General features: G+C 65.9%; 22 protein-coding genes. 10 read left to right on the plus strand and 12 right to left on the minus strand.

Going from position 1 to position 18678, the window contains the following annotated elements; all coding sequences use genetic code 11:
* Nucleotides 1-4: 4 nt before the first annotated feature.
* Genes ACI48I_RS19555 through ACI48I_RS19580 form a run of 6 tightly spaced genes read left to right on the plus strand, consistent with a single transcriptional unit; the run spans nucleotide 5 to nucleotide 4171 of the window.
* Entirely contained in the window at nucleotides 5-199 is a 195-nt protein-coding gene (locus ACI48I_RS19555; protein ID WP_193687771.1) for a hypothetical protein, read from the plus strand.
* Nucleotides 196-1299 (plus strand): pilus assembly protein PilM, encoded by a 1104-nt coding sequence (pilM, locus tag ACI48I_RS19560; protein ID WP_498575153.1) that lies wholly within the window; start codon nucleotides 196-198, stop codon nucleotides 1297-1299. The genes ACI48I_RS19555 and pilM overlap by 4 nt, the downstream gene beginning before the upstream one ends.
* Nucleotides 1292-1942 (plus strand): PilN domain-containing protein, encoded by a 651-nt coding sequence (locus ACI48I_RS19565; protein ID WP_498575154.1) that lies wholly within the window; start codon nucleotides 1292-1294, stop codon nucleotides 1940-1942. The genes pilM and ACI48I_RS19565 overlap by 8 nt, the downstream gene beginning before the upstream one ends.
* A complete protein-coding gene (locus ACI48I_RS19570) occupies nucleotides 1939-2505 on the plus strand; it encodes a GspMb/PilO family protein (RefSeq protein ID WP_498575155.1) in 567 nt (188 codons plus the stop codon). Before ACI48I_RS19565 ends, ACI48I_RS19570 begins: the two co-directional genes overlap by 4 nt.
* Nucleotides 2502-2825, plus strand: coding sequence for a hypothetical protein (locus tag ACI48I_RS19575; RefSeq protein WP_498575156.1), 324 nt, complete (start codon nucleotides 2502-2504; stop codon nucleotides 2823-2825). The genes ACI48I_RS19570 and ACI48I_RS19575 overlap by 4 nt, the downstream gene beginning before the upstream one ends.
* Nucleotides 2822-4171, plus strand: coding sequence for a type II secretion system protein GspD (locus ACI48I_RS19580; protein ID WP_498575157.1), 1350 nt, complete (start codon nucleotides 2822-2824; stop codon nucleotides 4169-4171). Before ACI48I_RS19575 ends, ACI48I_RS19580 begins: the two co-directional genes overlap by 4 nt.
* 72 nt (nucleotides 4172-4243) lie before the next feature.
* Here ACI48I_RS19580 and lipA read toward each other — a convergent pair whose 3' ends face one another.
* The 7 genes from lipA to ACI48I_RS19615 all read right to left on the minus strand — a co-directional run bounded on the left by lipA (nucleotide 4244) and on the right by ACI48I_RS19615 (nucleotide 9806).
* A complete protein-coding gene (lipA, locus tag ACI48I_RS19585) occupies nucleotides 4244-5230 on the minus strand; it encodes a lipoyl synthase (RefSeq protein ID WP_193687777.1) in 987 nt (328 codons plus the stop codon).
* Nucleotides 5227-5946, minus strand: coding sequence for a lipoyl(octanoyl) transferase LipB (gene lipB, locus ACI48I_RS19590; RefSeq protein ID WP_498575158.1), 720 nt, complete (start codon nucleotides 5944-5946; stop codon nucleotides 5227-5229). The genes lipA and lipB overlap by 4 nt, the downstream gene beginning before the upstream one ends.
* 89 nt (nucleotides 5947-6035) lie before the next feature.
* Nucleotides 6036-6326, minus strand: coding sequence for a DUF493 family protein (locus ACI48I_RS19595; protein WP_267878275.1), 291 nt, complete (start codon nucleotides 6324-6326; stop codon nucleotides 6036-6038).
* A gap of 40 nt (nucleotides 6327-6366) precedes the next feature.
* Nucleotides 6367-8307: a DUF6600 domain-containing protein gene (locus ACI48I_RS19600; protein WP_498575159.1), complete on the minus strand. Its 1941-nt coding sequence runs from the start codon at nucleotides 8305-8307 to the stop codon at nucleotides 6367-6369.
* Between the two features lie 108 nt (nucleotides 8308-8415).
* Nucleotides 8416-9054 (minus strand): LysE family transporter, encoded by a 639-nt coding sequence (locus ACI48I_RS19605; protein ID WP_498575160.1) that lies wholly within the window; start codon nucleotides 9052-9054, stop codon nucleotides 8416-8418.
* A 120-nt stretch (nucleotides 9055-9174) separates the two neighbouring features.
* The gene (locus ACI48I_RS19610) at nucleotides 9175-9459 is read right to left on the minus strand and encodes an HU family DNA-binding protein (RefSeq protein WP_056340843.1); all 285 of its coding nucleotides are present in this window, start codon (nucleotides 9457-9459) and stop codon (nucleotides 9175-9177) included.
* A 125-nt stretch (nucleotides 9460-9584) separates the two neighbouring features.
* Nucleotides 9585-9806 (minus strand): BrnA antitoxin family protein, encoded by a 222-nt coding sequence (locus ACI48I_RS19615; RefSeq protein WP_193687782.1) that lies wholly within the window; start codon nucleotides 9804-9806, stop codon nucleotides 9585-9587.
* Between the two features lie 201 nt (nucleotides 9807-10007).
* On the opposite strand from ACI48I_RS19615, the gene ACI48I_RS19620 reads away from it, so the two are divergent.
* Complete coding sequence (locus ACI48I_RS19620; protein WP_498575161.1) at nucleotides 10008-10955, plus strand: DUF808 domain-containing protein; 948 nt, start codon at nucleotides 10008-10010, stop codon at nucleotides 10953-10955.
* A 145-nt stretch (nucleotides 10956-11100) separates the two neighbouring features.
* Entirely contained in the window at nucleotides 11101-13590 is a 2490-nt protein-coding gene (locus ACI48I_RS19625) for a TonB-dependent receptor plug domain-containing protein (RefSeq protein ID WP_498575162.1), read from the plus strand.
* A 54-nt stretch (nucleotides 13591-13644) separates the two neighbouring features.
* On the opposite strand, the gene ACI48I_RS19630 is transcribed toward ACI48I_RS19625, so the two are convergent.
* Nucleotides 13645-13881, minus strand: coding sequence for a hypothetical protein (locus ACI48I_RS19630; protein WP_498575163.1), 237 nt, complete (start codon nucleotides 13879-13881; stop codon nucleotides 13645-13647).
* A 124-nt stretch (nucleotides 13882-14005) separates the two neighbouring features.
* Between ACI48I_RS19630 and ACI48I_RS19635 the strand changes: the two genes are divergently transcribed.
* Entirely contained in the window at nucleotides 14006-15025 is a 1020-nt protein-coding gene (locus tag ACI48I_RS19635) for a zinc-dependent alcohol dehydrogenase family protein (RefSeq protein ID WP_498575164.1), read from the plus strand.
* Between the two features lie 3 nt (nucleotides 15026-15028).
* Here ACI48I_RS19635 and ACI48I_RS19640 read toward each other — a convergent pair whose 3' ends face one another.
* The 3 genes from ACI48I_RS19640 to ACI48I_RS19650 form a co-directional block, all read right to left on the minus strand.
* A complete protein-coding gene (locus tag ACI48I_RS19640) occupies nucleotides 15029-15820 on the minus strand; it encodes a glutaminyl-peptide cyclotransferase (protein ID WP_193687787.1) in 792 nt (263 codons plus the stop codon).
* 62 nt (nucleotides 15821-15882) lie between these two features.
* The gene (locus ACI48I_RS19645; protein WP_193687788.1) at nucleotides 15883-16371 is read right to left on the minus strand and encodes a DUF6644 family protein; all 489 of its coding nucleotides are present in this window, start codon (nucleotides 16369-16371) and stop codon (nucleotides 15883-15885) included.
* On the minus strand, nucleotides 16371-16715 hold the full coding sequence (locus tag ACI48I_RS19650; protein ID WP_498575165.1) for a DUF6152 family protein: 345 nt from the start codon (nucleotides 16713-16715) through the stop codon (nucleotides 16371-16373). The genes ACI48I_RS19645 and ACI48I_RS19650 overlap by 1 nt, the downstream gene beginning before the upstream one ends.
* A gap of 103 nt (nucleotides 16716-16818) precedes the next feature.
* On the opposite strand from ACI48I_RS19650, the gene ACI48I_RS19655 reads away from it, so the two are divergent.
* On the plus strand, nucleotides 16819-17466 hold the full coding sequence (locus ACI48I_RS19655) for a DUF6624 domain-containing protein (protein ID WP_498575166.1): 648 nt from the start codon (nucleotides 16819-16821) through the stop codon (nucleotides 17464-17466).
* A gap of 126 nt (nucleotides 17467-17592) precedes the next feature.
* Here the strand turns inward: ACI48I_RS19655 and ACI48I_RS19660 are convergent, their stop codons facing one another.
* Entirely contained in the window at nucleotides 17593-18612 is a 1020-nt protein-coding gene (locus ACI48I_RS19660; RefSeq protein WP_193687791.1) for a zinc-binding alcohol dehydrogenase family protein, read from the minus strand.
* Between the last annotated feature and the right edge of the window lie 66 nt (nucleotides 18613-18678).

Here is an 18678-nt window from a genome sequence, read left to right on the forward strand (position 1 = left end):
GGCCATGAAAACCACCGCCTCCACCTTTGTCAGCGACCTCACCAAGGTCTGGTCCTGCCTCGATTTCGCCGGCGAGCTGCGCGACTACGCCACGCCGGTGATCACGCGCGAGACCCGCAAGGGCGTCGCCCTGCTCAGCCTTGTCGCCCTGCTCTTCCTGGGCCTGGTGCCCCTGGCGCCTGGCGAGGCGGCGGCATGATGAAGTCCTGGCTCAATTCCCTGGTCAGCAAAGGTGCCCTGGCGGCGCCGATCGGCGTCGATTTCGCCGCCCAGCGCCTGAACATGCTGCAGACCGCCCCTTCCGCCAAGGGCATCGTGGTACGCGCGGCGCTGTCGCTGCCTTACCCCGTCGAGCGCGCGCAGCTGCTGGCCGACCCGCGCCGCCTGAAAGCGTTCATACGCGAAGCACTGGCGGCCGCTCCTTTCGCCGGACGGCGCGTGGTGTCGGTGCTGGCGCCGAGCGAAGTGCGGATCCTGCCGCTGACGGTGCACGTCCCCGACGGCCAGAGCGAACCGCAGGCGGTGGCGCGCGCGGTGCGCGAGCAGCTGGGCGCGGCGGCCGTCGAATCGGTGGTCGACTACTACCAGGTGCGCAGCGTCGAGGCCTCCGGCATGGACAAGCAGGTGCTGGCTGCGGTGGCGGCCTCCAGCAAGGTGTTGACTTACCTGGAAACGCTGCGCGGCGCCGGCCTGGAGCCGGTGGCGCTCGATATCGGCCCGGCTGCGATCGCGCGATTACTGGCGGCGATGCAGGAAGATTTCGACCAGTCCGTCCTCCTGATCAATTTCGGGGCAAGTAAAAGCTATCTGACCGTGATCTGGGGCCGGCGGCTGATGCTGGATCGGGAAATCGACTTCGGCGAGATGCAGCTGGTCGACCGCCTGTCACGCGCGCTCGGGCTGAGTACCGAGGTCGCGCTGGCGCTGCTGCGCGAGCACGGCATCGGCACGCCGGCCGGCGCACCCCACGGGGCCGGAGAACAGCCCGACATCGGGCGCACGGTGCGCGAGATCCTGTACCAGGAATTCGCTTCACTGGCCGAAGAACTGGTGCGCACCCAGGTGTATGTGGCGTCGCGCACGCGCGGCAGCGCGATCAGCCGGGTCTACCTGAACGGCAGCGTGGCGCGCTACCGCCATATCCAGGAGCGGGTCGAGGAACTGGTGCGCCTGCCGGTCGAACTGCTCGATCCCTATAAAGCCTTCCACGGCGCGCCGCTGTCGGCGCCGGTCGGGAGCGACACGCACGGCATCGCCCTGGCCGCCGGCCTGGCATTGCGGGGAGAAGCCCATGGCTGATATCGACATGATCCCGCGCAGCTACCGCGAGGGCCTGCGCGTACGGCGCACCTTGACCGTGTATGGCGCCGCCCTGGCCCTGCTGCTGGTGGCCGGAGGCAGCGCCAGCGCCCTGCTGCGCTGGCGCCTGTCCCTGGAAACGCCGCGCCTCGAACAGAGCCGCACGGCCTCGCTGCAGATCGGTGCGATGCGCACCCAGCTGACGAACGCGCAGGCACGCAAGGATCTGCTGGCCGAGAACGTCGGCGCCCTGGACAGCCTGCGCGGCGCCGGCGACGTGGCGGCGCTGGCGACTATCCTGAATGGCACCCTCAACGACAAGGTCTGGTTCGAGCGGCTGCGCTTTGGCCGCACCCGGGAATTGCTGCAGGCGGCGCCGCCCGCGCCGCTGCCGCCCGGCACGGTGCAGGCACGCGCGCCGCAAACGGGCGCGGTGCAGGCCTGGCGCCTCGGCAGCCAGATCGAGATCGCCGGCCAGGCCGAGAGTAACGGCGCGATGACGGCCTTCCTGGCGGCGCTGGCCGCCGATCCGCATCTGGCGAATGTGCGCTTCCTGAACAGCAGCACGGCCGCGCCCGAGGATGGCGGCGCCGTCAGCTTCAGCGCCGCCGCCACCCTGGTCAAGCGGGGAGCGACGCCATGAACCCCGCCCTGATCCGCAAGGCCGCCGCCCTGCCCGCGCGCCAGCTGCACCTGATGGGCATTGGCTTGCTCCTGATCGTGTCCGCCGCATTGTGGTTCTATGCGCTGCGCGCGCCGCTGGCGGCGCTGCGCGCGGTGCGCGCCGAGCAGGCGCAGCTCGACCTCGGCGCGAACGACCCGCGCCTGCTGGCTGCGCAGCTGGCCGTGCTCGCAAGCGACACCGACACCCTGGCCAAACGCTTCGGCGCCACGGCAGCAAGCGCGCCCACGCAGGTGCTGGTGCGCCTGGTGGGCGAGCTCGGGCAGCTGGCGCAGGCCCAGGGCGTTACCCTGCACGGCATCGTTCCGGCGCCCGAGGAGACGGTACTGTCCTTTACCCAGGCCGGCTTCGATGCCGAGGCGAGCGGCACGTATGCCGCCCTGCTGGCCTGGATGGGCGCGATCGAGCACGCGCAGCCGAACCTGGCGATTGCCAGTTTCGAGATGCGCCCGGCCGCGGAGCCGGGCCAGGTCGCCATGAAAATCCGTATCGCGGCTTTCCGGCCGCAGGAGAGCAAGCCATGAAGCACGCCGCGACGATCTTGCTGGCGCTGGCGTCCCTCGCGGTGCAGGCGCAGCCCTTGCGCGATCCGTTCGCGCGCCCTGCCCCACCGCTGCGGGCTGCAGTAGCGGAAGCGGAACCGGATGCGCCGCAGCGCGCGCCGCAACTGCGCGCCGTCATGGTCGCGCCGGGACGCGCGCTGGCGAACATCAATGGCCAGATCCTCGCCGTCGGCGAGTGGTTCGGAGACTATCAACTGATCAAGGTGGAAGAACGCGGCGTCACGCTCAGCAAACGTGGCGTGAAAAGCGTTCTGGTACTGAACGAGGCAAGCCGCAAATGAAGCAGAACGTTTTAGTAAAACAGCTGATCCTGGCGGCCCTGCTCGCCACCGCTTTTGACGCGGGCGCGGCCAGGAAAAATGCGCCGCAAAGCGCCGTGCAGCCTGCGACCGCGGTGTCGTCCACGGTCGCGCCGGCCGGCGCCCCCACCTCGTTCGTGTTCCGCGACACCCCGATCGCCGAGCTGTTCGAGATGATCTCGCGCCACGAACGGGTCAACATCATGCTCGGCAAGGGCGTGACGGGCAATGTCGCCGTCAGCCTGTACGACATGACGCCGCGCCAGGCGATCTACGCGATCGCCGAAGCGGGCGGCTACCAGGTGATCGCGCGCGACAATGGCTATGTGATCGTCAATCCGGCGCAGCCGGCGGGCAGCGAGGTCGTCCCATCCGGCCAGCTGGAAGTGCGGGCGTTGAAGGTGCTGTATTCGGAGCCGCAGCTGGTGGCCGACATCCTCTCCAAACACGTCGGCCGCGGCGGCAAGGTGTCGGTACTGCCGACGCGGCGCATGATCGTGGTCGAGGACACCATTGAGGGCGTCAAGCGCATCGAAGCCGTGCTGCGCGAGATCGACACCCAGCCGCAGCAGATCATGATCGAGGCAAAAATCCTCGAGATCACGCTCGACCAGAACGAGAACTTCGGCATCGAATGGAACAAGGTGTTCAGCGGCGACGGCGTCAACCGCATCAGTACCGCCGGACTGGTTCCGCGCACAGGACAGGGCCTGGTCTTCAATTTCGTGAACAACAACGTCGACCTGTATTTGAACGCCCTGAGCAACAAGGGCCGCGTGCGCACGCTGGCCACCCCGAAACTGCTGACGCTGGAAAACCAGGAGGCGAGCACGAATATCGGCGACAAGCTGGGCTACCGCGTGACCACGACAATCAACAACGTCACCAGCGAATCGATCCAGTTCCTCGAAACCGGCGTGATCCTGCGCGTGACGCCATCGGTCGACAGCGACGGTCGTATCGCGCTGCGCGTGCGCCCGGAAGTGAGCTCGGGTTCGCTGCTGGGCGGGATCCCGTCGAAGAAGACGACCGAAGTCAACACCCAGCTGGTGGCGGAGAACGGCCAATCCATCCTGATCGGCGGCCTGATCAAGGCCAGCGCCGGCCTGCGCCGCACCGGCGTGCCGATCCTGGGCGAGGTACCGGGCCTTGGCAGACTGTTTTCGAACAGCGAGGAGACCGGCAGCTCGACCGAGACCATCGTCCTGATCACGCCGAGAATTGTGCCGACCCGCCCGGTCGGCGTGGACGCCCAGACCGTCGAGCGCGTCCGGCAGACGGAAGGGGAATTGCACCAGCAGGTCAAGGGACCGGCCATCCTGCCGTGACGGCGCATCCGCTTCGTCCATAAAAAAACGGCCTCCTCGGAGGCCGTTCCTGTTTGCGCCGGCAGGCAGGCTTTACGCCGCCACGCCCGCGTTGTGCGCCTGCTGGTCGGCATGGTACGAGGAACGCACCATCGCGCCGACGGCGGCGTGCACAAAACCCATCTCGTAGGCCGCTTCCTCGAATTTTTTAAATTGGTCCGGGTGCACGTAGCGGCGCACCGGCAGGTGCGAGTTCGACGGAGACAGGTACTGGCCGATGGTCAGCATCTCGACATTGTGCTCGCGCATGTCGCGCATCACCTGCAGGATCTCCTCGTCGGTCTCGCCGAGGCCGACCATGATGCCGGACTTCGTGACCGCGTTCGGATACAGCGCCTTAAAGTCGCGCAGCAGCTCGAGCGAGTGTTTGTAGTCGGCGCCCGGGCGCGCTTCCTTGTACAGGCGCGGCACGGTTTCCAGGTTGTGGTTCATCACGTCCGGCAGGCCGTCGGCGAAGATCGCCAGCGCTTTTGCGAGACGGCCGCGGAAGTCCGGCACCAGCACTTCGATCTTGGTGTTCGGGCTCAGGGCGCGCGTCTTGGTGATGCACTCCACAAAATGGCCGGCGCCGCCGTCCCGCAGATCGTCGCGGTCGACCGAGGTGATCACGACATACGACAGGCGCAGGTCGGCAATCGTCTTGGCGAGGTTGCCCGGCTCGTTGACGTCGAGCGGATCCGGACGGCCGTGGCCGACGTCGCAGAACGGGCAGCGGCGGGTGCACTTGTCGCCCATGATCATGAAGGTGGCGGTGCCCTTGCCGAAGCATTCGCCGATGTTCGGGCAGCTCGCTTCTTCGCAGACGGTGACCAGGTTGTTCGCGCGCAGGATGTCCTTGATCTCGTAGAAGCGCGACGAAGCCGTTGCCGCTTTCACGCGGATCCAGTCCGGCTTTTTCAGGCGCTCGGCGTCGGCGATCGGCACGATCTTGATCGGGATGCGCGAGGTTTTATTGGCGCCCTTTTGTTTATCAAGGGCGTTGTAGGCGGGATTCAGACCGGTATCGGTGTCGGTAGTCATGTCGCTTGGCCCACAGGGGCTTCAGTTGGTTTGTTCGGTTCGGCAGTCGAGGCCAGGTGCTGCACCAGGGCGTGCGCCAGGGCCTGCTGTACGTCGGCCAGCGGCGCCTCGATGCCCATGGTGCGCATGTCGACGGTGGAGAGGCCGGAATAGCCGCAAGGGTTAATCCACGAAAACGGCGATAAATCCATCGCCACGTTCAGCGAGACTCCGTGGTAGGTGCAGCCGTTGCCGCGCACCTTTAATCCGAGGGCGGCGATCTTGGCGCCGCGGCGGGGACCTTCGGCAATATAAATGCCGGGCGCGCCGGCAACGCGTTCACCGCCGAGATTATACGCCGCCAGCACGTCGATGACCGCCTGTTCGATTTTTTCCACAAATTGCCGGGCGTATAACTTGCCGCCCGGCTTGTTGCGCCGGAGATCGATCAACAAGTAGATCACGACCTGGCCGGGACCATGATAGGTGACTTCGCCGCCGCGGTCAGTCTGGATGACGGGGATGGCGTGTGCGGGCACGCCGGGCCCGGCCAGGACATGGCCGCGGTCGGCGCCGAGGCCGAGCGTGAACACGGGCGGATGCTCGACGATCCACAACTCGTCCTGCGTCTCCGGGGTGCGCGCATCGGTAAACGCGCGCATTGCGGCAAACACGGGTTCGTAGTCGGCGCGGCCCAGCTCGCGAATCAGCGGGCCGGCGGGGCGAGATGCATGCATGGGATCCGGTCGGAAAGGTGGACAGCCCCGACATTATATGCCAGTGCCTGCCGCCTTGCCCGGCGGGTCCGACCTTGCCGACCTGACACTTACATGACGATCTTGACCATCGGATGGGCCGACAGCGCGCGATACAGGTCGTCGAGCTGGGCGCGGCTGGTGGCGAGCACGGTGCAGGTCAGGCCGGTGTAATTGCCCTTGCCGGACGGACGCACTTCCATGCGGCCGTGATGAAAAGTCGGGTCGAAGCCGGTCACCACCTCGACGATCGTGGTGGGGAAGGCTTCATGCGTCGGGCCCATCACCTTGATCGGGAAGTCGCTCGGGTATTCGATGAGGGATTCTTTGGGGTCCATGGCGGCTCCTGTGCAAACCGATATTGTAGCCAATGCGAGACCAGCGCGTGAAATTGCCCGTCCGTCAACGTTCCATTTGACGTATGCCGTCGCGCCGGTGCGGGCCATCCTCGCCCCCGCGCTGCGTCCGTGGTGGCGCTGCCTGCGGCGGCGCGGACGGCTGGGGCGGCGCGGACGCCACCGCGGGAGGCGGCGTCGGCGCCGGGCGCGGCGGTGGAGAGACGATCGCCGTTGCCATCGGCCGCGCCATCTGAACCTGGGCGCGTGCCTGGGCCTGAGCCTGAGCCTGAGCCTGAGCCTGGGCCTGAGCCTGGGCTTGAGCTTGAGCTTGCGCCTGGGCTTGAGCTTGCGCCCGCGCGGCGGCCGCTTCCATCGCCGCGGCCGCTCCGCCGTGCTGAGCGAACGGTGCCGGCTGGGGCTGGGCGCCCTCGGCACGCTGCTGTAGACGCTGGCGGCGGCCATCCTCGAAGGCTTCGCGGCGCTCGCGGCCCTCGCGTTCGCGCCAGTCGCGCTGTCCGTCCGGCGCCGGGGCGGTCGTGATCACGCCCGGCTGGCGCACGAAGCCGACCTGGGGCGGCGGCGCGACGGGCGCCGGTGCCGGCACGGTCGTCACCATGGCCGGCGCGGCAGGGCGCTCGTCGCGTCCAGCCTGGCGGCCATCGCGGCGCCAGCCGCCGTCCGGCCGGCCGTCGCCGTCGCGGTCGCGCCTTTCCCAGCGGCCATCGTGGTCATCGGCGCGGCGCACGTCGTTCTGGTTGCGCTCGCGCCAGCTGCGCGGCACCGGCGGCACGGCGCCGGGCGCGCCCTGCCAGTTGGCCGGCGGCGTCACCCGCGCTTCATGTTTCACGATGACTTCGCCGCGCTGGCCGAAGCGGTCCTGCGGCACCACGGTGAGCCCGCGCTGGCGGTAATCCGGGATGCCGTCGTGGTTGCGGTCACGGCGTCCCTCGTGCGCATTCAGGCGCCGTAGACGGTTGTCCGACAGCCGGTAGCCGGGCACGAAGCGGTCGTAGGGAGACAGCGGATACCAGCCTTGCGCCACGGATCCGGCCCCGATGCTCCAGCCGGCGCCGCCGACCCAGCCGACCAGGGCCGGCGCCCAGACCGGATTTCGCTCGAGCCGGCCCGGGGCCCAGGCCCAGCGGTTGTGGAGCTGGACCCAGCGTCCATAGTGGAAAGGCGCATAGCCCCAGGGCGCGTTGTCGACCCAGGTCCAGCCCCAGGGAGCGATCCAGGTCCAGCGGCCGTCGCGGTAGGGCACCCAGTTCGAGGCCACCGCAGGCAGCCATACGCTGCCGTATTCGCTGTCTTCGCGCCAGCTGCCGTAGCGGTCGAGGTCCTCATAACCCGTCATCTCGGCCGGCACATAGCGGGTGGCGCGCACGGAATCAAATTCGCGGTCGCGCACGGCCGCCCACTCGTCGAAGCTGTCGCTGAGCGCTTGCGTCATGCGCAGATCGGGGCCCTGCATCTCGGCGCTGCGGCCGCTGCGCACGGTCAGGCGTTCGCCCCCGCCCTCGACCACGGCGACGCCGTCGAACACGCGGATGCTGCTGGTGTCGCGCACGCGCTCGGCGTCCACGCGTATCCGTCCCGGCTGCTGCAGCAGCACGCGCGCCTGCGGCGTCGTCAACTCGAAACCGGCGGCGACTTCCTCGTTGACGACGCGGATGCTGGCGCTGCCGTAGTGCAGGCGCAGGCGCAGCCTGTCGTCGTCGAGCTGGGACACCTCCAGGGCCGAGTCGCCGTCGAGGCGGATCGCGGTCGAGCCGACCCGCAGTTCGGTGCGCGCGCCGGGGGCCGTCGAGATCGTCTGGTTCGAGGTGACCGGCCAGTTGACCAATGCGGTATTGGCCACTTCGCCGGCACTGCTGATGCTGACTTGCCCCTGGGTGAGAGAGACGCGGCCGACCCGGGCCGGCGGGTCCTCGTCCGCCAGGGCGAATGTGGAACAGACCGCCAGCGCCAGCAGCGTTGCGGACTTCATCAAACGGAAGGTCATCATGGGCTCCAGGCGGTGGACGGAATGCGTCGACCTGATTACACCGCAAGCGCCCAGGCCACGACAACCGGAATTACAGACGGTTGCAAATGCTGCACAACCGAAACAAGCTCAACTAGCTGCGCGTTTTACGAAAAACAGCATCGAACCAACAACGATAAGGACTGCGCCAAAAAACCGGTTCTGGATACGCATCGCGCGCGGATCGCGGAACAACCTCTGCATCGAGGCGGCCAGCGTCGCATAGCCGTGCATCACGAGGCTGTCGATGGTGACCATGGTGACGCCCAAAATCAGCAGTTGCGGCAGCAGCGGGGCATCTTTCGAAATAAACTGCGGCAACACGGCCACCATAAAGATGATGCCTTTTGGATTCGTCGCATTCGTCAAAAAGCCGGTCAGCACGCGCTTGCCGAAAGAAGGGTGGGCGGCCAGGCCGGCGCTGCTGGCCAGCGGGCCGGCCTCGTCCTTCGAGCGCCATTGCGACACGCCCAGATAGATCAGGTACAGCGCGCCGATCACCTTGACGACGAAGAAGGCGGTGGGCGAGGCCAGCAGCAGGGAGCCGACGCCGGCGCCGGCGATCGCCAGCACCAGGATCAGGCCGAACTGCAGGCCGAGCACGGTGGCGCTGGCTTTTTTGACGCCGTAGGCCAGGCCGTGCGACATCGACAGCACGGCGCCGGAGCCCGGCGAGATGGCAATCACGGTGCCGGCGATGACGAAGGCGATCCAGGTGGCGAAAGGCATGGGGAAAATTCGGGGAAACGAAAAAAACGAAGAACGGGAACAACGGAAGAGGGCGGATGGCGCGCGGCTGCATGCCGCGGCGCCAGGCCGGATGCCCAACGGGCGTGCGGAATTAAAAAATTACTTCTTGCGCGGGTTGACCGCAGCCTTCAAGGTAGCGCCGGCCGAGAAACGCGGGGTTTTCGATGCGCCGATCTTGATGACCTCGCCCGTTGCCGGGTTGCGGCCCTTGCGCGCCGCGCGCTTGGTGACCGAGAACGTGCCGAAGCCGGTGATGCCGACGGTGTCGCCTTTTTTCAGACGCTCGGTGATGATCTCGATGATCGTGTTGACCGCGCTGTTGGCAGCGGTACCGGACATCTCGGTACGCTTGGCAAATTCCGCGATCAGTTCGCCTTTTTTCATGGTGCCTCCGGGGTTAAAAGAGCGGAAAGAGTAGCACAAATGTTTGCTACATGTAACTTTCTCGCACCCATCAACCGGACGTGGCGCCACGGCCCGGTTTTTCCGGGCATTTCAAGGCGTGCCCGTCAGAGCAGGCTCGGTTCGGCACCGGCCGCCGCCAGGCGGGTACGCAGGGCGGCGTTGATCAGGGTCTGGTAACCGGTGCCGCAGCGTTCCGACAGGTTACGGAATTCGTTCAGGACCTCGTCGTCGAGGTAGATCGTGATGCGCGTCTTGCGCTTCGGCGGACGGGTGCGGCGCAGCGGGGTGGCGGTCTGGGGTATCGTCAGGGTCGGGTTCGGTGTCATCGTCATCTCCATCGGCGGGGGCGAGGCTGGCGTACCGCAGCCTTCGATATTGACTATACGTACGTACAAGCGTCCCGTAAGCCGAAAGCGACGAGCTGCAGATTTGCGGGCCTGAACCGCAATTTATCGCGCTGAACCGTGTGCCCGCGCCATCCGTGCTCGGTTAAGATGCTGCCATATTGATAATTTCGGGAGTGGTTCATGGCTGCAGGCAGTTTGCTCGCATTATTCGACGACATCGCCGCCGTCCTCGACGACGTGGCGCTGATGAGCAAGGTCGCGGCCAAGAAGACCGCCGGCGTGCTCGGCGACGATCTGGCCCTGAATGCGCAACAGGTCTCCGGCGTGCATGCGGAGCGCGAACTGCCGGTGGTGTGGGCGGTAGCGAAAGGTTCGCTGGTGAACAAGGCGATCCTGGTGCCGGCCGCGCTCTTGATCTCGGCCTTCGTGCCCTGGCTGATCATTCCCTTGCTGATGATCGGCGGCGCCTTCCTGTGCTTCGAGGGTTTTGAGAAGCTGGCCCATAAATTCCTGCACAGCCCGGAAGAAGACGCGGACCACGAGGAACGCCTGGTCGCCGCCCTGGCCGACGAAAAGGTCGACATGCGCGAATTCGAGAAGGACAAGATCAAGGGCGCGGTGCGCACCGATTTCATTTTGTCGGCCGAAATCATCGTCATTTCGCTCGGCACCGTGTCCACCATGCCCTTCATGCAGCAGCTTGCGGTGCTGGTGATCATTGCGCTGGTGATGACGGTCGGCGTGTACGGCTTAGTCGCAGGCATCGTGAAAATCGACGACGCCGGCCTGTATTTGAGCCAAAAATCGGGCGGTTTTGCACGCAGCGTCGGCCGCATGCTGCTGGCCGCCGCGCCCCGCCTGATGAAGCTGCTGACGATCGTCGGCACCGCCGCCATGTTCATGGTCGGCGGCGGCATCATCGGCCACAACTGGGCGCCGCTGCACCATTTCGCCGAAGGGGCGGCCGAGCGCATGGGGGAAGTCGCCGTCATCGGCGGTGTGCTGCACGCGATCACCCCGACCCTCATCGACGCCCTGGCCGGCGTGATCGTCGGCGCGCTGGTGCTACTGGCGGTCACGATCGTGAACAAAGTCCGCGGCAAGAAGGTAACAGCGGACGCGCATTAAACACGGTTTCCCTTACGTCATCCTGACGTACTGACAACTGTTGCATTTGGTACTTACAGCACCCGTTGCAAATTGACATGCTCGGGTGCGCCCTCCAGACTGAGCCGGCAAGAGCCGTTCAGACTATCAATTTGAGGGAAGATCAATGCAAAGAACTATCAATAATAAAACGGTGCTGGCCCTGTCGATCGCCGCGATGTTCGCCAGCACGGCCCAGGCACAGGACAGCAGCGCCACCGAAGGCGGCACCGCGACCGTCGTCGTGACCGGCACCCGCGTGGCCAACCGCAGCGCGCTCGACACCGCTGCCGCAGTCGACATCATCTCGGCCGACACCCTGAAAAACACCGGCACCACCGAGATGAACCAGGCTTTGTCGGTCGCTTTGCCTTCCCTGAACTTCCCGCGCCCTTCGCTCACCGACGGTACCGATACGATCCGCCCGGCCACCCTGCGCGGCATGGCGCCTGACCAGACCCTGGTGCTGGTGAACTCGAAGCGCCGCCATTCGTCCGCCCTCGTCAACCTGAACGGTTCCGTCGGCCGCGGCTCGGCGGCGGTCGACATGAACACGATCCCGACCGCGATCGTGAAAAACATCGAGGTGCTGCGCGACGGCGCCGCCGCCCAGTACGGTTCCGATGCGATCGCCGGCGTGATCAACCTGCGCCTGCGCACCGACCGCAGCGGCGGAGAAGGCAGCGTGACGTATGGCGCGCGCATCACCGAATACGACCTGTGGAACGACGTGCCACCAAGCGGCGGCACCTGGAGCGGTCCCGCCTCGCGCGAGCGCACCGACGGCCAGAGCACCACGGTCAGCGCCTGGAAAGGTCTGCCATTGGGCGAGTCCGGCTACCTGACCATCGCCGCCGAATACAAGGACCAGGCGAAAACCGAACGCGGCGGCTACGACATGCGCCAGCAATACCCGAAACTGGCGAACGGCGCCTTCGATCCGCGCGAAAACACGGTCAACCGTTTTAACGCCTGGTACGGCGACCCGGAAATGCAGCAGACGACCCTGTTCGCGAACGCCGGCAACGATCTCGGCAACGGGATGAAGGCCTATGGCTGGGCCAGCTACCAGAAACGCGAAGCGCGTTCGGCCGGCTACTTCCGCCCGGCCCAGGATGCGCGCAACATCCAGGCGATCTATCCGGACGGCTTCCTGCCGATCATCGCCCCGACCGTGGACGATTTTTCCATGACCGGCGGCCTCACCTGGTCGCTGGGCAGCTGGGACATCGACACCTCGCTCGGCTACGGCAAGAACAAGATGCAGTTCGAGATCCAGAACACGCTGAACCGTTCGATCGGCCCGTCGAGCAAGACCGAATTCGACGCCGGCGGCTTTTCGTATGACCAGCTGGTGTTCAACCTGACCGGCGTGCGCACGCTGGACGTGGCCGGCCTGTCGTCGCCGCTGAACATCGCGGTCGGCACCGAAGTGCGGCGCGAAGGCTATGAGCTGTTCGCCGGCGAACCGGATTCCTACCGCTACGGCGGCCAGGTGCTGGCCAACGGCACCCCGGCCGCACCGGGCGCGCAAGTCTTCCCGGGCTTCCGTCCGGCCAACGAGATCGACACCCACCGCACCGCGGCCGGCGCCTTCGTCGACCTGGAAGCGAACATCACGCCGCAATTGCTGGCCTCGGTCGCCGTGCGCGCCGAACATTATTCCGACTTCGGCAACAGCCTGGCCGGCAAGCTGGCGGGACGCTACGATTTCAGTAAAATCTTCGCCCTGCGCGGTTCGGTCCAGAACGGCTTCCGCGCGCCGTCGCCGCAGCAGCAGAATTTCACGTCGACCTCGACCAATTTCATTAACGGCGTGCCGTTCGAGATCACGACCTTCAAACCGACCGACCCGGTCGCCGTCGCCCTCGGCGCCCAGCCGCTCGACGCCGAGAAATCGGTCAACGTGTCGCTCGGCGGCGTGCTGCGCTTCGACCGCATCAGCCTGACGGTCGATGCCTACCGGATCAAAATCCGCGACCGCATCGTGCTGTCGGAAAACCTGACGCAGGCGAACGTGCGCAACTACATCGCCTCGCAAGGTTTTGTGGGCGTGGGCGGCGGGCGCTTCTTCATCAACGGCGTCAACACCACCACCGACGGCGTCGACATCGTCATGAACTGGCCGGTGAATGCCGGCGCGGCAGGGCGCTTCGACACCACCCTGGCGGCCAATTTCAACAGCACGGAAGTGACCAAGACCCCGGTCACGGCCCAGCTGGCGGCATTGACCCCGGCGCCGGTGCTGTTCGACCGCGCCAACATCATCGCGATCGAGGAAGGCCAGCCGAAGAACAAGTTCAGCGCCAACGTCAACTGGAAGCTGGGCCAGTTCGGCGCCACCTTCCGCGCCACCCGCTACGGCAAGACGATGACGCCGGGTACCACCGCCGCCTTCGACTTCCCGCTGGCCGCACGCACCATCGTCGACCTCGAGGGCCGTTACGCCCTGACGCCGAAGCTGACGCTGGCGCTCGGCGCCGACAACCTGTTCGACCAGTATCCGGAAACGCTGCCGCCGGCGCTGAACACGACGGGGAATACGCCGTTCTCGAACTACTCGCCGTTCGGCCGCTCCGGCCGTTTCGTGTACGCCCGCGCCAACTACGCGTTTTAAGTTGAAGCGAGGGTCCTGAAACGCGCCCGGGGCTCGGTCCCGGGCGCGTTTTTTTCATTGCCCCCCGGGTGCCGTGGCGATCGCACCCAGCGCCAGGCCCACGGCGAAGGCGGCATAGACACCGGCCAGGGACTTTTTCGACAGGCGCTTTTCGTAACCGGGTTTCAGGCGTTCGGGCGTAAGCTTGTAGTCGGCGAAGCAGGCAATGGCCGAGGCGGCGGCGGAGGCGGCCAGCGTCACCCGCAGGTCCTTGTGGTCGAGTTTTTCTCCGGCCAGCTTTTCGAACAGCACCGACCAGAAGGTGGCGCTGAGGTGAGCTTCTGGCTGATGGTGGCCAGGCCGATGTAGGGCCAAGCGGAACAGGCGCCCGTAACGACCGCAGTAGAATGGGCCGCAACCAGTCAAGGAGAAGACGATGCGGGCTTACCAGATTCTGCCGGGCGACAACATCGACGGCTTGCAGTGCGTGAATTTCCCCGAGCGAGAATTGGCGAATGGTGAAGTCCGGGTACGGGTGCACGCGGTCTCGCTAAATTACCGCGACCTCATGGTTGCCAGCGGCAATTATCTGGTGAATGTGGACGATCCCATCATTCCCTGCTCCGACGGCGCCGGCGAAGTGCTCGCCGTCGGGCATGGCGTCACCCGGCTGCAGGTGGGCGACCGCGTCGCCGCTTCCTTTTTTCCCTACTGGCAGGACGGGCGCACCTGCGCCACCAAAATCCGCCATGCGCTCGGCGGAGACATCGACGGCGTACTCGCCGAAGAAGTGGTATTGCACGAGGATGCCCTGGTCAAAATTCCGCCGCAACTGAGCTATGTGGACGCGTCGACCATGCCCTGCGCCGGCGTCACCGCCTGGAATGCGATGTTTGAATCGAGCAATGGCATCAAGCCGGGCGATACCGTGCTGCTGCTGGGCACCGGCGGCGTCTCGGTGCTGGGCCTGCAACTGGCGAAAGCGGCCGGACTGCGCACCATCATCACCTCGTCCAGCGACGACAAACTGCAGCGCGCGCGCGAACTGGGCGCTCACCACACGATCAATTACCGCAGCACGCCGGAGTGGCAGGAAGAGGTATTACGGGCGACCCATGGCATGGGGGCGGACGTGGTGCTGGAAGTGGGCGGGCAGGGCACCGTCAACCGCTCGGTGGCGTCCTGCGCCATGGGCGGCAGCGTCGCCATCATCGGCGGCGTCAGCGGCTTCGGCGGCGAAGTCAATCCGGCCACCCTGCTGGCCGGCGCCAAGCGCATGGTCGGCATCTTCGTCGGCAGCCGCAGGATGCTGGAGCAGGTGATGGGCTTTGCCGCCATCAGCGAAATAAAACCGGTGGTCGACCGGGTGTTCGGGTTCGACGAAGCGAAGGAAGCCTACCGTTACATGGAATCGGGCTCGCACTTCGGCAAGGTCGTGATCGCGGTGACTGCCTAGGCTTTATCGTCCCTCGAAGCGCACCAGCTCGATTTCGAACAGCTTCGGCCAGAATTTACCCGTCACATACAGCTTGCGGTGCTTGCCATCGTAGGCAATGCCGTTGAGTACGGCATCGACCGAGTTGGTGCCGCGTTTTTCGCGCGGCAGCAGATTGGTCAGGTCGATCCAGCCCGTCACCTTGCCGCTGGCGGGATCGATGCGGGCAATGACGTCGGTGCCCCAGACGTTCGCAAACAGTTCGCCGTCGACGATTTCCAGCTCGTTCAGGGAATCGATCGGCTTGCCCTCGGCCGTGACCTGCACCCGCCGCAGCTCTTTCAGGGTGCCCGGATCGAGCACGCGGATGCTGGCGCTGCCGTCGCTCATGTAGACGTTCTTCGCGTCGCTGGCCAGGCCCCAGCCTTCTCCCTCGTAGGGGAACTTCGCTTTCATCGCAAACGTTTTGGCGTCGAACACATAGCCCGTCTTCGATTGCCAGGTCAGGCCGAGGATGTTCTCGCCGACGGCCGTGGAACCCTCGCCGAACACCTCTTTCGGCAGCTCGGTCTTCTGTACCACTTTGCCGCTTTTCAGTTCGACGCGGCGCAGGGTCGAGCGGCCGATGATGCCGGTGGTCTCGTAGAGCTGGCCGTCGCGGAAGAACAAGCCCTGCGTGAACGCTTGCGGATCGTGCGGATAGGTGTTCTTGACGATGAAGCCGTAGACGGGAATGGCCGCCACGGCGGCGGTGCTGACGCAGCTTGCGAGGACAAGGGCAAGGATGGCAGAAGCAGTGGCAGTGGGTTTCAGCATGCTGGAACGAGAGATTGATAAGGGGAATGGTCACTGTAGCATGAGGCGGACCAGGCCGCAGCTCAGACATAGGCGAGCATGCGGCCGCAGCTGATGACGCCCAGCCAGAGCAGGATCGACAGGCCGGCGCCCAGCCGGGCCAGCAGCGGCGCGGCGCGCTCGCGGTCCCAGCCGGCCACGCTGCGATACGGCAGCAGGTGGAAGGCGAGGGCGTTGCAGCCGGCGAGGGCGATCAGGGTCAGTTTCAGCAAAAAAACGGGATTCGCCGCCAGCTCGCCCGGGTGCGCACTGAACAGCAGCAGTCCGGCCGGAATCACGAGGACCAGGCTCGCCAGCGCCCAGCGCAGCAGGTGCCGGCCGAGGGCGGCGAGCGGCAGGCTTGTCGCACAGCCCAGCACGCGCAGGTCGAACAGCACCACGCTGCCGACCAATACCGAAAAACCGGCGATGTGGACGATCTCGACGATCGGATACAGCCAGGCGCTTTCGCGCATCGCGCCAGCCAGGGGCGTGGCCGCCAGGGCGTCCAATACGCCGGCGCCCTGCGCCATCAGCGCAGCTCCGTGGTCTTGCCCTCGATCGTGATGTTTTCGGCGCGCATCTCGTCTGCCTTGCTGCGGTGCGGGTAGCCGTGCACGCTGGCGCGCTGGCCCGGCACCAGTTTCTCCTTCATCAGGCCGCGGTTTTCCATGCGCGAGGGCGGCGCCAGCACCACTAGCCAGGTTTTATCGGCGGTTTTCAGGCGCACGAAACCGTGCGGCTGCTCGTAGCCGGCCTGCTCGATGGTGCCCGTCAGGTCAAGCGGCTTGTCGGACTGGTATTCGCTCCAGCCGTGGTGGGCCAGGGTGCCGGCGCTGAAAACGAGCCCGGCGGCGAGCAGGATCAGGCGTTTCATGACGTGTCTCCCGGTATGCGGTGCGCCCGATTCTACGCCCGGCCTGTGCGGGGAGGCGCACCGCTTATGTTAGGCTTTATGCATTGATTTTATAGAGAACGCGATGATGGGAAGTCTGCAGATCCTGGTGCCACTGGTGGCCGCGGCGGCTTTGAACGCACCGGCGCGCGCCGAACCGCAGTGCGCGGCCTATGCGGGGGAACTGGCGGCCATGGTGGAAGCGGCCGAGGCGGTGCGGAGCCGGATCGATTACCTGGCGTCGCCCGACGCTCCGGCGGCTGTGCAGGGGCGCACCGAGCTGGACGCGGTCGAGCGCGGCAACGCCGAGCGCCTGGGCGCGTGGATGAACGCCTGCGGCTGGCCGCGCCGCAGCGTGGAAGGCGTACAGGCCGCGCGCGGCGCCTGGCTCGTGGCCCAGCAACGCAGTGGGGACCTGCCCTTCCAGCGCCAGGTGGTGCGCCAGCTGGAGCTGGCCGTGCTCGATGGCGAAGCGCCGGCCATGTACCTGGCCACGGCCTCCGACCGGCTGGCGGTCAGGGAGGGCCGGCCGCAGCGCTATGGCACCCAGCTGCGCCAGGTCGACGCCTGCCGCTGGGATTATTACCTGCTGGACGATCCACAAAGGGTCGAGGCCCGCCGCAAGCGACTGGGCCTGCCGCCGCTCGAAGAACACATACGCGGCATCAACGATGCCGCCGCCAGCGAAAACTGCCCGCCAGCGCACCCGGTCGCGGCCGCGCCTGTCCGCTAAAATATACCGTATAAATCGTTTATTTTGTATGAATCATATAAACGATACTACGGTTTATTTGACGGTTTTTCGAGCAGTTTTTTCTTGGCCTAAAAAATGCCGAGAGACAATAAAACCTCACTAAAACTAGTCTCCAAAACCCTCGAGTACCACTTTGCCGCTGGCGGCGCCGCTCTCGATAAAGGCATGGGCGCGGCGCAGGTTGGCGGCGTTGATCGGCCCCATGTTCTGGGCCAGCGTGGTGCGGATACGGCCATCCTCGACCAGCTGCGCCACTTCGTTCAGCAGGCGGTGCTGGGCTTGCAGGTCGGGCGTGTTGAACAGGGACCGCGTAAACATCAGTTCCCAATGCAGCGAGATGCTCTTGCGTTTTAACAGGCGCACGTCGATCGGTTCCGGATCGTCGATCAGCGCCAGTTTTCCTTGCGGCTTGATCGCATTCACGAGCGCATTGAAATGCTTATCGGTGTGGGTCAGGCTGATCGCGTAGTCGACTTCACCCAGGCCGGCGCCGGTCAAGGCGGTGTCGAGCGGCGTGCCGTGGTCGATCACGTGATGGGCGCCGAAGATGCGCGCCCACTCGCGCGTTTCCGGGCGCGAGGCGGTGCCGATCACGGTGATGCCGGTCAGCTGGCGCGCCAGTTGCACCAGGATCGAGCCGACGCCGCCGGCGGCGCCGACCACCAGCAGCTTCTCTCCCTGATGGCCGCCGAACTGCAGGCCGAGGCGGTCGAACAGCAGTTCCCAGGCCGTGATCGCCGTCAGCGGCAGCGCCGCCGCTTCGGCAAAGCCGAGCTTGTTCGGCATGCGCCCGACGATGCGCTCGTCGACCAGCTGCAATTGGCTGTTGCTGCCCGGACGGTTAATGGCGCCGGCATACCAGACGCGGTCGCCGGGGCGGAACAGCGTCACCTCCGGGCCCACGGCGCGCACGATGCCGCTCGCATCCCAGCCGAGCACGCGCGGTTCAGCTTGCGCTTCGGCCGGCAAGCCACGGCGCACCTTGGTGTCGACCGGGTTTACGGAAACGGCATGCACCTCGACCAGGATGTCGTGGCCGGTGGCGACCGGATCGGGCAGCGTGATGTCCTGCAGGGATTGCTCGTCGGTGGCGGGGAGCGCGGCAAATGCGGCGATGGCTTTCATGGTCATTCCTTTTGTCAGTGTTAATTGGGTCCATCGTAGTCGGTTTCGATTACGCCGATTAGTCCT

Source organism: Massilia sp. LXY-5 (assembly GCF_059801075.1).

Bases quoted from the DNA above. Each gene is read 5' to 3' on its own strand.
- ACI48I_RS19555 (WP_193687771.1), top strand. From the start codon at position 5: ATGAAAACCACCGCCTCCACCTTTGTCAGCGACCTCACCAAGGTCTGG.
- pilM (WP_498575153.1), top strand. From the start codon at position 196: ATGATGAAGTCCTGGCTCAATTCCCTGGTCAGCAAAGGTGCCCTGGCG.
- ACI48I_RS19565 (WP_498575154.1), top strand. From the start codon at position 1,292: ATGGCTGATATCGACATGATCCCGCGCAGCTACCGCGAGGGCCTGCGC.
- ACI48I_RS19570 (WP_498575155.1), top strand. From the start codon at position 1,939: ATGAACCCCGCCCTGATCCGCAAGGCCGCCGCCCTGCCCGCGCGCCAG.
- ACI48I_RS19575 (WP_498575156.1), top strand. From the start codon at position 2,502: ATGAAGCACGCCGCGACGATCTTGCTGGCGCTGGCGTCCCTCGCGGTG.
- ACI48I_RS19580 (WP_498575157.1), top strand. From the start codon at position 2,822: ATGAAGCAGAACGTTTTAGTAAAACAGCTGATCCTGGCGGCCCTGCTC.
- lipA (WP_193687777.1), bottom strand. From the start codon at position 5,230: ATGACTACCGACACCGATACCGGTCTGAATCCCGCCTACAACGCCCTT.
- lipB (WP_498575158.1), bottom strand. From the start codon at position 5,946: ATGCATGCATCTCGCCCCGCCGGCCCGCTGATTCGCGAGCTGGGCCGC.
- ACI48I_RS19600 (WP_498575159.1), bottom strand. From the start codon at position 8,307: ATGATGACCTTCCGTTTGATGAAGTCCGCAACGCTGCTGGCGCTGGCG.
- ACI48I_RS19605 (WP_498575160.1), bottom strand. From the start codon at position 9,054: ATGCCTTTCGCCACCTGGATCGCCTTCGTCATCGCCGGCACCGTGATT.
- ACI48I_RS19610 (WP_056340843.1), bottom strand. From the start codon at position 9,459: ATGAAAAAAGGCGAACTGATCGCGGAATTTGCCAAGCGTACCGAGATG.
- ACI48I_RS19615 (WP_193687782.1), bottom strand. From the start codon at position 9,806: ATGACACCGAACCCGACCCTGACGATACCCCAGACCGCCACCCCGCTG.
- ACI48I_RS19620 (WP_498575161.1), top strand. From the start codon at position 10,008: ATGGCTGCAGGCAGTTTGCTCGCATTATTCGACGACATCGCCGCCGTC.
- ACI48I_RS19625 (WP_498575162.1), top strand. From the start codon at position 11,101: ATGCAAAGAACTATCAATAATAAAACGGTGCTGGCCCTGTCGATCGCC.
- ACI48I_RS19635 (WP_498575164.1), top strand. From the start codon at position 14,006: ATGCGGGCTTACCAGATTCTGCCGGGCGACAACATCGACGGCTTGCAG.
- ACI48I_RS19640 (WP_193687787.1), bottom strand. From the start codon at position 15,820: ATGCTGAAACCCACTGCCACTGCTTCTGCCATCCTTGCCCTTGTCCTC.
- ACI48I_RS19645 (WP_193687788.1), bottom strand. From the start codon at position 16,371: ATGGCGCAGGGCGCCGGCGTATTGGACGCCCTGGCGGCCACGCCCCTG.
- ACI48I_RS19650 (WP_498575165.1), bottom strand. From the start codon at position 16,715: ATGAAACGCCTGATCCTGCTCGCCGCCGGGCTCGTTTTCAGCGCCGGC.
- ACI48I_RS19655 (WP_498575166.1), top strand. From the start codon at position 16,819: ATGATGGGAAGTCTGCAGATCCTGGTGCCACTGGTGGCCGCGGCGGCT.
- ACI48I_RS19660 (WP_193687791.1), bottom strand. From the start codon at position 18,612: ATGAAAGCCATCGCCGCATTTGCCGCGCTCCCCGCCACCGACGAGCAA.